General features: G+C 72.4%; 13 protein-coding genes. 6 read left to right on the forward strand and 7 right to left on the reverse strand.

Annotated elements, in window-relative coordinates; translation table 11 throughout:
• Positions 1 to 66 precede the first annotated feature (66 nt).
• Positions 67 to 522: an RpiB/LacA/LacB family sugar-phosphate isomerase gene (locus OH768_RS04480; RefSeq protein ID WP_406450235.1), complete on the forward strand. Its 456-nt coding sequence runs from the start codon at positions 67 to 69 to the stop codon at positions 520 to 522.
• Positions 523 to 535: 13 nt separating this feature from the next.
• Here OH768_RS04480 and OH768_RS04485 read toward each other — a convergent pair whose 3' ends face one another.
• Positions 536 to 1,435, reverse strand: coding sequence for a LysR substrate-binding domain-containing protein (locus OH768_RS04485; RefSeq protein WP_406450237.1), 900 nt, complete (start codon positions 1,433 to 1,435; stop codon positions 536 to 538).
• A gap of 88 nt (positions 1,436 to 1,523) precedes the next feature.
• Between OH768_RS04485 and OH768_RS04490 the strand changes: the two genes are divergently transcribed.
• The 3 genes from OH768_RS04490 to OH768_RS04500 all read left to right on the forward strand — a co-directional run bounded on the left by OH768_RS04490 (position 1,524) and on the right by OH768_RS04500 (position 4,805).
• A complete protein-coding gene (locus tag OH768_RS04490) occupies positions 1,524 to 2,639 on the forward strand; it encodes a pyridoxal-phosphate dependent enzyme (RefSeq protein WP_406450239.1) in 1,116 nt (371 codons plus the stop codon).
• Positions 2,636 to 3,793: an ArgE/DapE family deacylase gene (locus OH768_RS04495; protein ID WP_406450241.1), complete on the forward strand. Its 1,158-nt coding sequence runs from the start codon at positions 2,636 to 2,638 to the stop codon at positions 3,791 to 3,793. Before OH768_RS04490 ends, OH768_RS04495 begins: the two co-directional genes overlap by 4 nt.
• Before the next feature lie 82 nt (positions 3,794 to 3,875).
• Positions 3,876 to 4,805 carry an anti-sigma factor RsbA family regulatory protein gene (locus tag OH768_RS04500; RefSeq protein WP_406450243.1) on the forward strand — a complete coding sequence of 310 codons (930 nt, stop codon included), beginning with the start codon at positions 3,876 to 3,878 and terminating at the stop codon, positions 4,803 to 4,805.
• A gap of 4 nt (positions 4,806 to 4,809) precedes the next feature.
• On the opposite strand, the gene OH768_RS04505 is transcribed toward OH768_RS04500, so the two are convergent.
• From OH768_RS04505 to OH768_RS04525, 5 genes are all read right to left on the reverse strand, one after another.
• A complete protein-coding gene (locus OH768_RS04505; protein ID WP_406450245.1) occupies positions 4,810 to 5,172 on the reverse strand; it encodes an STAS domain-containing protein in 363 nt (120 codons plus the stop codon).
• Positions 5,169 to 6,440, reverse strand: coding sequence for a PP2C family protein-serine/threonine phosphatase (locus tag OH768_RS04510; RefSeq protein ID WP_406450247.1), 1,272 nt, complete (start codon positions 6,438 to 6,440; stop codon positions 5,169 to 5,171). The genes OH768_RS04505 and OH768_RS04510 overlap by 4 nt, the downstream gene beginning before the upstream one ends.
• The gene (locus tag OH768_RS04515) at positions 6,437 to 7,249 is read right to left on the reverse strand and encodes an alpha/beta fold hydrolase (RefSeq protein ID WP_406450249.1); all 813 of its coding nucleotides are present in this window, start codon (positions 7,247 to 7,249) and stop codon (positions 6,437 to 6,439) included. The genes OH768_RS04510 and OH768_RS04515 overlap by 4 nt, the downstream gene beginning before the upstream one ends.
• 43 nt (positions 7,250 to 7,292) lie before the next feature.
• Entirely contained in the window at positions 7,293 to 8,168 is an 876-nt protein-coding gene (locus OH768_RS04520) for a SigB/SigF/SigG family RNA polymerase sigma factor (protein WP_406465136.1), read from the reverse strand.
• Positions 8,169 to 8,284: 116 nt separating this feature from the next.
• Positions 8,285 to 9,142, reverse strand: a complete 858-nt coding sequence (locus OH768_RS04525) for a DUF1206 domain-containing protein (protein ID WP_406450251.1) — start codon at positions 9,140 to 9,142, stop codon at positions 8,285 to 8,287.
• Positions 9,143 to 9,472: 330 nt separating this feature from the next.
• Between OH768_RS04525 and OH768_RS04530 the strand changes: the two genes are divergently transcribed.
• Both OH768_RS04530 and OH768_RS04535 read left to right on the forward strand, forming a co-directional pair.
• Positions 9,473 to 10,135 (forward strand): response regulator transcription factor, encoded by a 663-nt coding sequence (locus OH768_RS04530; protein WP_406450253.1) that lies wholly within the window; start codon positions 9,473 to 9,475, stop codon positions 10,133 to 10,135.
• A complete protein-coding gene (locus OH768_RS04535; RefSeq protein WP_406450255.1) occupies positions 10,132 to 11,496 on the forward strand; it encodes an ATP-binding protein in 1,365 nt (454 codons plus the stop codon). The genes OH768_RS04530 and OH768_RS04535 overlap by 4 nt, the downstream gene beginning before the upstream one ends.
• A 20-nt stretch (positions 11,497 to 11,516) precedes the next feature.
• Here the strand turns inward: OH768_RS04535 and OH768_RS04540 are convergent, their stop codons facing one another.
• Positions 11,517 to 12,311 (reverse strand): hypothetical protein, encoded by a 795-nt coding sequence (locus OH768_RS04540; protein WP_406450257.1) that lies wholly within the window; start codon positions 12,309 to 12,311, stop codon positions 11,517 to 11,519.
• Between the last annotated feature and the right edge of the window lie 87 nt (positions 12,312 to 12,398).

Genomic DNA, 12,398 nt, shown 5'->3' on the forward strand with positions numbered 1-12,398 from the left:
CGGCGGGGGCCGCTCCCGCGTGTGCGCGGATGGCACGGAACCCGTCCGCTGAGTAGCCTCCGGGACATGCGGATCTCTGTTTCCTCGGACATGGACGAACCTGTGGCGCGCGCCCTCGTCGCGGAGTTGCGCGAGCGTGGTCACGAGGTGCTGGCGCACGGGGCGCTGCGGCCCGGCGACGACCCGCAGTGGGCGGTCTGCTCGGAGGCGGCGGCCCGCGAGGTCGCCGCCGGGACCGCCGACCAGGCGGTCGTGTGCTGCTGGACCGGCACGGGCGCGTCGATCGCCGCGAACAAGGTGGCGGGCGTACGGGCAGCACTGTGCACGGACGCCTACACGGCGGACGGCGCGCGCCGCTGGAACGACGCCAACGTGCTGGCCCTCGGTCTGCGCCTGACGTCGGAGCCGCTGCTCAGGGAGATCCTCGACGCCTGGTTCGCGGCGGAGCCGAGCGGGGACGCCGACGACCGGGAGAACGTGGCCCGCGTCGGCCGGCTCGACCTGAACAGGACCGTTCCGTAAGAGAGTTCGCGTACTAGGGCGCGATCGCCCGCCGAAGTGCCCGGCGGCAGGCGCGGATGGCGGGGTGGGGGCCGCGTCCGCTGCGTACGGCGGTGAACAGGGAGCGGGTGCGATGGCCCTCGGGGAGCTGTCGCAGCTCGACCGTGGGCGGGCGGCCGTTCCACGCGAGGTCCGGCAACAGGGCGGCGGCATGGCCCAGTTCGGCCAGCCTCAGGTGCAGCACCAGGTCGGCGGACTCGAAGCGCACATCGGGTTCGAAGCCCGCGGTGCGGCACAGTGCGGTGGCCCAGTGCCGGGCGGGTGAGCCCACGTGTTCCATCACCCAGGGGTGGCCGGCCAGCGCCCGGAGCGCGTCCACCGGTCCGGTGTCCTGGTCGACGGGTCTCGGGGTGGCCAGCCGCAGCGGGTCCTCACAGAGGGGTTCGTGTTCGAGTTCGGCGGGCCTGGGGTGCGGGTTGCCCGGGTACTCCTCGGTGATGACGAGGTCGAAGTCGCGGGCGAGGAGCGCGGGCAGCGCCTCGCTCGGCTCGGCCTGGGTGACCTCGACCCGCAGGCGGGGGTGGGCGTCGCGCAGCAGCGTCAGCGCGGTCGGCACCAGGGCGAGCGCCGCGGTCTGGAAGGAGGCGATGCGGAGCGTGCCGGTGAGGTCGGTGAGGGAGGTGGCGATGTCCGCCTCGGCCTCCTCCAGCCGCTTGAGCACGGCCTCGGTGTGCGCGACGAGGATCTCCGCCTGCGGGGTGAGCCGCACCCGGCGCCCCACGGGCACCAGCAGCGGGACGCCGACCTCGGATTCGAGCTGCGAGAGCTGCTGGGAGACGGCGGAGGGGCTGTACGACAGCGCGGCGGCGACGGCGGCCAGCGTGCCGCGGTGCTTCAGCTCGCGCAGGAGGCGCAGTCGGTGCAGGTCGAACATCACCGGGCTCCATCAGTCAGTTTTTCTGACGAATACTGTTCGAAAACATGCGCTGGACTAATCATACAATTGGTCACACGCTGATCAGGTGTCCAAGACTTCTCTCCTCTCCGGCAGCTCCGCCCCGCGCCGTCTGCCCTGGTACGTCAGGTCCGGCGCCCGAACCTGGACCTGCGCGCCGCCTCCGGCCGAGGTGCGGGACTTCCACGCCGGGCTGCCCGGCTACGCGCCCACCCCTCTGACCGAACTCCCCGCCCTGGCAGCCGAGTTGGGAGTGGGGCGAGTGTTCGTCAAGGACGAGTCCGCGCGCCTGGGGCTGCCCGCGTTCAAAGCGCTGGGCGCATCCTGGGCGATCCACCAGGTGCTGGCCCGGCGGACGGGCAGCGGCCTGGTACGCCTGGTCACCGCCACCGACGGCAACCACGGCCGGGCCGTGGCCCGGATGGCGCGGCTGTTCGGGCACCCCGCCCAGGTCTTCGTGCCACGAGGCGTCCACCCGGCGGCCGTGACCGCCATCGAGGACGAGGGCGCGGACGTGGTCCTGGTGCCCGGCTCCTACGACGAAGCCGTGCGCCGGGCGGCCGGGGCGGCGGGCGGGCCGGACTCCGTGCTCGTGCAGGACACCGGCCGGCCCGGCTACGAGCGGATCCCCGGCTGGATCGTGCAGGGCTACGCCACCCTGTTCGCCGAGATCGACGAGCAGCTGGGCGCCGGAGCACCGGGCCTGGTGGTCGTCCCGGCGGGCGTGGGCTCGCTCGCGCAGGCCGCCGTCACGCACTACCGCAGTCGGCGGGACGGGGCCGTCGCGACCGCGCTGTTGTCGGTGGAGCCCGTCACCGCGGCCTGTGTACTGGCCAGTCTCGGCCGCGGGGAGCCGGTCAGCGTGCCGACCGGTACCACCACCATGGCCGGACTGAACTGCGGCACCGTCTCCAGCCTGGCGTGGCCCCTGCTGCGCGACGGTCTGGACGCAGCCGTCGCGGTCACCGACGCCGACAGCGCGGGCGCCGCCCGAGATCTCGCCGCCGCCGGTGTCTCCGCGGGCCCCTGCGGCGCGGCCTCGCTCGCGGGCGCCCGCGCCGCGCTGACCGGGGCGGGCGCCGCCGGGCGCCGTAGAGCCCTGGCCGTCGGTTCCGACTCGACCGTGGTCCTGCTGAGCACCGAGGGCACGGCCGCCAACCCGTACGCCCAGGAGCAGCGATGACGCAGGAGTCCGAAGAACTCGACCCCGTACGGCTGTTGGAGCGGCTGGTCGCGGTCGACTCCGTCAACCCGGGTCTCGCGGCCTCGGGTGCGGGGGAAGGGGCGATCGCCGATCTGTGCGCGGACTGGCTCGGCGCGCGCGGGTTCGAGGTGCACCGGCTGGAGCGGAACCCGGGGCGCCCGTCCCTCGTCGCGATCGCCCGCGGTACGGGTGGCGGCCGTTCGCTGATGCTCAACGGGCATCTCGACACCGTGGGCCTGGGCGGCTACGAGGGCGAGCCGCTCAGCCCTCGAATCGAGGACGGGAGGCTCTACGGGCGCGGGGCCTGCGACATGAAGGGTGGTGTCGCGGCCATGATGATCGCCGCCGCCCGGGCCACCGCGCGGGGGCCGTTGCGCGGTGATGTGCTGCTCGCCCTTGTCGCCGACGAGGAGAACGCAAGTGCCGGTACCGAGGAGGTACTTGAGTCGTTCACCGCCGACGCGGCGATCGTCACCGAGCCGAGCCGGCTCCAAGTGATCCTCGCCCACAAGGGGTTCGTCTGGTTCGACGTGATCGTGCACGGGCGGGCCGCCCACGGGTCGCAGCCGGACCTGGGCATCGACGCCATCGCCAAGGCCGGTCATTTCCTTGTGGCCGTCGAGGAGTTGGGCCGACGCCTCGCCGCCGCCGAAGGGCACCCGCGGCTCGGCTCCGGCACCGTGCACGCCTCCGTCATCCACGGTGGCGAAGAGCCCTCGACCTACCCCGCGCAGTGCCGGATCACCCTGGAACGGCGCACGGTGCCGGGCGAGGACGCCGACACCGTCCAGGCGGAGTTGACCGCGATCCTGGACCAACTCGCCGCCACCGTCCCGGACTTCAGCTACGAGCTGCGCCGGGGCCTGCACCGCGAGCCGTTCGAGGGGGACCCGGACCAGCCCGTCGTCCGCACGCTGCTCCACCACGCCCGGTCCGTCCTCGGGCACACGCCCGCCGTCCTCGCCGAGCCGTACTGGACCGACTGCGCCCTGCTGGACCGGGCCGGGATCCCCTGTCTGCTCTTCGGGGCCGACGGCGCGGGAGCCCACGAGGCCGTCGAATGGGCCGACACCGCCTCCCTGCACCGGCTGACGGACATCCTCACCGACACCGTCGCGGACTTCTGTTCCTGACGGCCTCGAAGCCGCCGCCGTAGACTGCCGCGCGTCGTGGACATGTTCCGGCCGGACCGACGAGGATCGAGGTGGCGGTGCGATGAGTACGGCCACCGACGGTCGACCATTCGTACATCCCGCGCTGTTCTACCGGGGCGAGGAGCAGTACGCGGCGGGCACGGTGCCGTTCGTCCGGGACGGTCTGGCGGCCGGGGAGGCCGTCGCGGTCGCCGTGCCGGGCCCCCACCTCGACCTGATCAGAACCGGACTCGGGCCGGGCGCCGCCGGGGTGCGGTTCCTCGACATGACCGAGGTCGGCCGCAATCCGGGGCGGATCATCCCGGGCGTGCTGCGGGCCTTCGCCGACGCGCACTCCGGCGGCCGGGTGCGGATCATAGGGGAACCGATCTGGCCCGGCCGCACCGCCGCGGAGTACCCGGCCTGCGTCCAGCACGAGGCGCTGATCAACTCCGCTTTCGTAGGCCGCGAGTTGACGATCCTGTGCCCCTACGACGCGGACCGTCTGGCACCGCAGGTGCTCGCCGACGCCCGCGCCACCCACCCGCTCGTCATCGACGGACAGGGCCGACTCCCCGCCGGCACCTACGATCCCGAGCGGATGATCGCCCGCTACAACGAGCTGCTCGTCCACCCGCCGGGTGCGGCCTCCCTCGCGTTCGACACGGGCGAGCTCCCCAAGTGCCGCTGTTTCGCGGTCCAGGAGGCCGAGCGGCTGGGCCTGGCGGGCACGCGGTTGCAGGATCTGGCGCTGGCCGTCGCGGAGTTGACCACCAACAGCGTGCTGCACGGAGGCGGTTCGGGGACGCTGCGGATCTGGGCCGAGGGCGAGCGGATCGTCTGCGAGGTCGAGGACCGCGGCCGGCTGACCGACCCACTGGCCGGCCGCCGCCCGCCGTCACGCGACCTGCCCGGCGGGCGCGGACTCCTCCTGGTCCACTCCGTCGCCGACCTCGTCCGCGTGCACACGGCTCCGGACGGCACGACGATCCGGTTCTATCTCGCCCGTTGACGGTTCAGGGGCGGGCCGCCGGAGGGGTCCAGGCCGCTTCGGCCGCCTGTGCGGTGGGGTGGGTGGAGAAGACCTGGTCCAGGCCGACCATGTGGAAGATCCGGCCGAGGTGCGCGGGGACCGCGGCCAGCGCGATGTCCGCCCGGGCGGCGAGGGCGTGGTTGCGGGCCGCGAGCAGCGCGGTGATGCCGCTGGAGTCGCAGAAGGTGACACCGGTCAGGTCGACGACGAGCTGCTGGCCGTCCTGGAGCGCGAGCGCGGGCAGGAGATCGCGCACCTGGGCGCAGCTGTCGTAGTCGAGCTCGCCGGTCAGTTCGACGACGGGGCCCGCGGGGGTGGTCCGGGTCTGTACGGCGAGTCGGTTCACTGCTGCTCTTCGCTGGGCGGTCGGGGCACGTTGATGGCGAGGACGGCGGTGTCGTCGTCGATGCCGGTGCCGAAGGTGTCGAGCAGGTCGCGGATCGCCGCTACGGCGTCGGAGGCGGTGGTGGGTGCCAGCGCCCGGGCGAAGTCGAGGAGGGCCTCGTCCCCGTAGCGGTCGCCGTCGGCGGTGCGGGCCTGGCGGGCCTCGGTGAGACCGTCCGTGTGCAGCAGCAGGGTGTCGCCCGCCGCGAGATGGACGGTGGCGGTGGCGATGTGGGCGTCGGGCAGCACGCCGATGAGCTGTCCGCCCGGCGTGTCCACCTGGTCGGCGCTGCCGTCGGCGCGCAGCAGCAGGGCCGGAGGGTGGCCCCCGCTGGCCAGGGTGATGCGGAAGCCGCCGTACTCGCCCTCGGGCGTGAGCAGTCCGAAGACGACGGTGCAGAACCTCGGGTCGTGGCCGTTGTACTCGTGGTTGAGGACGGTGTTGAGATTGCTCAGGACGGCGGCCGGGTCGGGGTCGTAGACGGCGGCGGCGCGCAGCGTGTAGCGGGCCAGTGAGGTGACGGCCGCCGCTGCGGCACCCTTGCCGCACACGTCCCCCAGGAACAGCCCCCAGGTCCCGGCGGAGAGCGGGAAGAGGTCGTAGAAGTCGCCGCCGACCATGTCGGTGGAGGCGACGTGGTAGTACGCGGCGACGTCGAGTCCCGGCACGTTCACCAGAGTTGGGGGCAGCAGGGTCTGCTGCAGGGTGGCGTTGAGGCGCATGAGTTCTTCGCGTTCGCGCTCAGCCTGGCGGCGGGCGCGCAGCAGTTCCGTCTCGTAGGCGCGGCGGTCGCGGGCGTCGAAGACGGTGGTGCGGATCAGCAGCGGCAGCCCGTCGTCGCCGGTCTTGACCGTGGACGTGACCAGCACGGGCAGTCGGCCGCCGTCGGTGGTCCTCAGTTCCAGGGCGATGCCGCTGACCTCGCCCTGGATGCGCAGCAGCGGGGCGAAGTGGGTCTCGTGGTAGAGCCGGCCGCCCACGGTCAGCAGGTCGGAGAAGGTCCTGCGGCCCACCAGGTCGCCGCGTTCGTGGCCGAGCCAGTAGAGCAGTGTCGTGTTGATCTTCGCGATGGTGCCGTCCATGAGGGTGGACAGGTAGCCGCAGGGCGCGTGTTCGTAGAGGTCCTCGGCGCTGTCCTCCAGGAGTGCGGAGAACGCCGCGTGCTCGGTACCGGGCTGTTTCCCGGGTTGTCTGTGATCGCCGCTCCCGGTCTCGCCGCTGATGTTCATCGGCGGGTGGCCCCGACGAATTCGGTGATCGCGGTGGCCGTCTCCTCCGGCGCGGCGAGCTGGGGGCAGTGGCCGGTCGCGTTCAGGGTGACCAGGCTGCTGTCCCGGATCCGGGACCGTACGGACTGGCCGACCTCCGGGGGCGCGATCGCGTCCCGGGAGCACTGGGCGACCGGCGTGGGCACGGTGACGCCGACGAGGTCCTCCCGGTTGTCCGACAGGAACGTGACGCGGGCGAAGGAGCGGGCGATGTCCGGATCGGTGCGGCAGAAGCTGTTGGTCAGCTCCTCCCCCAGTTCCGGGCGCTCCGGATTGCCCATGATCACCGGTGCCATGGCGCCCGACCAGCCCAGGTAGTTGGCGTCCAGGGAGCCCAGGAGTTCGTCGATGTCCTCGGCGCTGAACCCGCCGCGGTAGCCGTTGGCCGGATCGTCGACGAAGCGGGGTGAGGGCGCGAGCAGCACGAGGCCGGTGAACGCCTTGGGATCGCGCGCGGCGGCCACGACGCCCATCATCGCGCTCACCGAGTGCCCGACGAAGGTCACCGGGCCGAGGCCCAGTTCACGGCAGATCTCCAGCACGTCCTCGGTGTAGCCGTCCAGCGTCGAGTAGCGCTCCGGGCTCCATGCCGACAGGTCGGAACGTCCGGCTCCCACATGGTCGAAGAGCACCACGGTGAAGTCGCGTTCCAGGAGCGGTACCACCAGCCGCCACATGTGCTGGTCGCACCCGAACCCGTGCGCCGGCACCACCACCGGCCCGCCGGCCCGGCCGGTCACGGTCACCCGGTTTCTGCTCCGCACATCCATGGGGCCCATCCTCACAGACCGCTCGGTGATGTGCGGGCCCGGATCACATGGACAGCAGGCCGGTGCGCAGCTTCTTCAGGGTGCGGTTCAGCAGGCGGGAGATGTGCATCTGCGAGAGGTTCAGTGCGCGGCCGATCTCGGCCTGGGTCAGCTCCTGGCCGAAGCGCATCTCGATGATGGTCCGCTCCCGCTCGTCGAGCCCTTGCAGCAGCGGGGCGAGCGTGTGGAGGTCCTCGAACAGCTCCAGGGCCGGGTCGGCGTCGCCCAGGGTGTCGGCGTACTTCGGCGCGCCGTCGGTGTCGTCGTCGCCGCCCGGGGTGTCGATGGATCCGGCGACATAGCCGTTGGCGGCGATGAGTCCCTCGACGACCTCGTCCTCGGTCAGCTCCAGATGGGCGGCGAGTTCCTTGACCGTGGGGGTGCGGCCCAGTGCGGTGGCGAGGGCCTCCTTGCTCTTGGCGAGATCGACACGGAGTTCCTGGAGGCGGCGCGGGACGTGCACGGCCCAGGTGGTGTCGCGGAAGAAGCGCTTGATCTCGCCGACGATGTAGGGGATCGCGAAGGAGGTGAACTCGACCTCGCGGGTCAGGTCGAAGCGGTCGATGGCCTTGATGAGGCCGATCGTGCCGACCTGGATGACGTCCTCCATGTCGCCGCTGCCCCGGTCGCGGAAGCGGCGGGCGGCGAAGGCCACCAGGGACAGGTTCATCTCGATCAGCGTGTTCCGCGCGTACTGGTACTCCTGGGTGCCCTCCTCCAACTCCCGCAGCCGGTCCAGGAAGAGCCGCGACATCACGCGTGCGTCCTTGGGAGCGACCTTGGACCCGTCCTCGATCCACGGCAGTTCGTCCGCGGTCTGCCGTGTTCCCACGCGGGCAGGGGCAGTTGCGCCGAGGGTGTTCACGGAGGAAACCACGATGCCGCCTTGAGTGGGAGGACAGGACGAACCCCACGTGCCCGCTCCGGGCGACTTCATGTCTACCCGGACGGATGTTTGTTCCCCGGCCCCTCCCGCCGGAGTCGCCCGGACACCGGTCACAGACGGCGCCAGCGGGCCGACGCGAAGGAGAAACCGCCGAAGAGAACGAGCCCGACGGCCACGGCGACCAACAGCCACGGGCCCGCCGGAGTGTGCGCGAAGGTGCGGAGGGTGGCGTCCATGCCCTTGGCCTGGTGCGGGTCGAAGCGGACGGCAGCGACGAGTACGAAGACGCCCACGCCGGCGAATACGGCACCGCGCGCCACACCGCCGGCCACACCGAGGCCGGTGACGACCTGCCGTACCCGGCGGCTCATCCTGCCGGTCTCCAGCCTCCGCAGGAAGCGCCGCATCACCGCACGCACCGCGAGGGTCGCGCCGACTCCGATCAGGACGCAGCCGACGAGACCCACCAGCACCTGGCCGCCAGGAAGTTTCAGCGCCGAGGCGGTCCAGTCCTGGGACTTCGCGTCACTGCCGGACGATCCACCGGTCCCGGCCGCGAAGGACGCCGTACCCCAGCAGACGAAGCCGTAGAACACGGCCCGGCCGCCGTCCAGCAACCGCGAACCGACCTTGTTCTTCGGCCCCTTGGCCAACAGCGCCCGGGAGCCCCGCCAGATCGCCATGCAGCCGAAGCCGACGACCAGCATCCACAGCATCGCCTTTCCGAAGGGCTGCGCCGCGACCTGCTGCAACGCGCCCTGCCGGTCCGCCTCCCGGCCACCGTCGCCGAACGCGATCCGCAGGGCGAGGGCGCCGACGAGCACGTAGACGACGCCCCGTGCGACGAATCCGGCACGCCCGGTGACGTCCAGCGCCCGCTTCCCCTCGGCCTCGCCCGGCGCGCGGCTCCGGCGGCCGGTGGAACTGCCGTTCCGTAGGCCCCACTTGTGCGTATGAGACGACGTCATGATGCCTTCCTGGAAACACTGGACGGGCCGATGTGCGGACGCACGTCATGTGGCCCGCACTCCCGCGTGCCCCGGTCTGGCGCTTCGATGTCCGTCGGGGGGGGTGCGCGGATGAGGCTCCGGCGTTCTTGGTGGAGGGCGTGGCGCGTCGGGGCGATCAGGATCGCGAGCAGTACGGCCGACGAGCCCGCCGCACCGAGGCCCAGGCCCGCCTTCTCGTTCAGCAGGTCGGCTGAACGCATCCCGACTGCCGTGCGGCGTGCTCCCGCCCCTCGATCGTCTACAGTGCCGTAGACGGTCTACAGAATTGTAGTCACCCACGGGAGCATCATGCGCCGGACCATCCTGGTCGTCGAGGACGATCACGCCCTGCGGGACGTGCTGATGCGCGGGCTGCGGGACGAGGACTTCGACACCGTCCCCGCGTCGGACGGCGCGACCGCCCTGCGGCTGGCCACCGACGACATCTGTGCCGCCGTACTCGACATCGGGCTGCCCGACGCCGACGGGCGGGACGTGTGCCAGGCGATGCGCGCGAACGGGTTCCGCTCCCCCGTCGTCTTCCTCAGCGCGCACCACCGGCTGCCCGACCGGCTGGCGGGGTTCTCGGCCGGGGGCGACGACTATCTGTCCAAGCCCTTCCATCTCGCCGAGCTCGCCGCCCGGCTGCGGGCGGCCCTCAAACGGGCCGCGCCACCGCCCGCCGCCACGGCGGGAGACCTGGTGCTGGACGCCGTCCGGCACACGGTCGACGTCCGGGGCGCGCGGGTCGATCTGACGCCGACCGAGTTCCGGCTGCTGGCCGCGCTCATGGCGGCCCACGGCGGGATCGTCAGCCGCCGCGAACTGGTCCGGGCGGGCTGGCCCGAAGGGGCCCGGGTCCACGACAACACCCTCGACCAGTACCTGACCCGACTGCGCCGCAAGCTGCGCGAGGCGGGCAGCGAGCGGACGATCGGCACGGCTCGCGGAATCGGGCATCACCTGGCATGAGCGGTGTCCTTCGCCGGTGGCACGCGAGCGCCCTCCTGCGCCGTGCGGCACCCCGCACGCTGCGCGGCCGGCTCTCGCTCGTGGCCCTCGTCACGGCCACGCTGCTGATGCTGGTCCTGACCGTCGCCTTCAACTCCGTGGCCGGACACCGCCTCCAGCACCAGGCCGACGACGAGCTGCGCACCCGCGCCGCCGCCGTGGCCACGACGATCGACACCAGCGGCCCGACGGTGCGGGTCCTGGAGACCTCCCACGACGACCTCCTCGACGCCGACGTGTGGATCTACTCCGGCCGGCAACTGCTGGAGGCACCGCCGGCCTCGGGCTCCCTGACCCGGATCGCCGACGCGCTCGCCTCCCGAGGCGGACAGCGGTGCGTCACCGCAGACGTGCGGGGCCCACTGCGCCTGTGCTCCTACCCGATCTCCGGCGGCGCCACCGTCGTCACCGCGCTGGACCTCTCCCCGTACCGGAGTTCGGCCGACACCCTGCTCCTGGGATCGCTCGCCCTGGACGCCGTCATGCTCGCCTGCACCTACGTCCTGACCCGGCTGGCGGTCGGCCGCGCCCTGCGCCCGGTCCGCACGATGACCGACCAGGCCGGCCAGTGGAGCGCCGTGGCCTCCGGGGAGCGCTTCGGCAGCATGCGGCATCCGGCCGAACTCGCCCGTCTCGGCGCGTCGTTGGACGCCATCCTCGACCGCATCCGCACCTTGCTGCGCCACGAGCGGCAGCTCACCGGGGAACTCTCGCACGAGCTGCGCACACCCCTGAGCCGGATCATCGCCGAGCTCGACTGGTGGCGGGCCCGCCCCCGCACGGCCGACCAGACCGACGCCAGTCACCAGGTCATCGCGGAGGCCGCCGAGTCCATGCGCACGATCTGCGACACCCTGCTGGCCGACGCCTGCGACGGCACGCTCACCGCTCCGGGCACCGCGCAGATGCTGTCCACGCTCCGGCGCCCGGCCGAAGTCCTGTGCGTGCCGGGCGAGTTGACGGTCACCGTCGACGGCCCGTCCCTGGTGGCAGGGGTGCCGCCCTCCCTCCTCGAACGCATCGTCAGCCCGCTCCTCGCCAACGCGTGCCGCTACGCCCGCTCCACCGTAGCCGTCCGCGTGCACCGCACACCCGACGGTGTGGGCGTCGACGTCGTCGACGACGGCCCCGGCGTACCGCCCGCGTTCGCCGGGCTGCTCTTCGAGCCCGGCCGGCGGGCGGATCCGGCCGACGGCCACGGCGGGGCGGGCCTCGGCCTGCCCCTGGCCCGACGCCTCGCCCGCTCCGCCGGCGGCGAAGTGACGCACGACGCCGGGCACACACCCGGAGCACGGTTCGTGGTCACACTGCCCGCAGGCTGACCACGAACCTGTCCCTCACCTCATGCCGACGCCCTGCCCTGCCCGACATCCTTGCGGGAGAACGCCAGGTACCCCACGAAGCCGAGGATGGCCACCGTCCAGGACAGCGTGACCGGGCCGAGCCCCATGGCGAGGCCGCCCCGGCCATGACTGAGGGCCATCCAGTCGGCGACGGACGCGCCGAGCGGGCGGGTGATGACGTACGCCGTCCAGAACGCGGCCACCGCGTTCAGGCCGCCCCACCGGTGGGCGACGGCCGGAACGGCGATGGCGACGGCGTAGAGGACGGCGGAGCCCAGGTAGCCGAGGCCGATCGTGGCGGTGAGATCCCCGGCGGCGGTGCCCAGGGCGAAGGTGGCCAGCACCGTGGCCCAGTAGAAGAGTTCGCGGCGCCGGGTGTGGATGCTGTGGATGGACAGGGTGCCTTCGGAGCGGTACCAGAGGGCGAAGACCGCGGCCAGCGCGGCCATGAAGAACGGCGTCGAGACCGCGTACGGCACACCGAGGCCGACGTGCAGGACGTCGGCGGCCATCGTGCCGAAGACGCTGACCATGACGACCGCGGTCCAGTAGATCCAGGCCACGTACCGCCGGACGGCGAACTGCACCGCGAGGGCGGCCACCAGGGCGAGGCCGCCGAGGCCGACGGCGGGGATCGGGCCGAACGCGTGGGCCAGGAAGTCGGAGGCCGTCTCGCCCATGCCGGTCGTCAGCACCTTGATGATCCAGAAGTAGACGGTCACCTCCGGCACCTTGCTCGCCGTGTGTCGTGCGTGGCCCGGGGGCCGGTGGTGCGTGAGGTGATCTGTCGTCATGGCAGGCACGATGACACGGTGTCCGGCGGTTGCCCCAGCCCCCTTTGCCAGAGCTTTGGTGCTTCTGGTGCGTGAGTTGGCCGACGC

The sequence above is a fragment of the Streptomyces sp. NBC_01622 genome (assembly GCF_045209635.1).
In the GTDB taxonomy this organism is placed as follows: Bacteria; Actinomycetota; Actinomycetes; order Streptomycetales; family Streptomycetaceae; genus Streptomyces.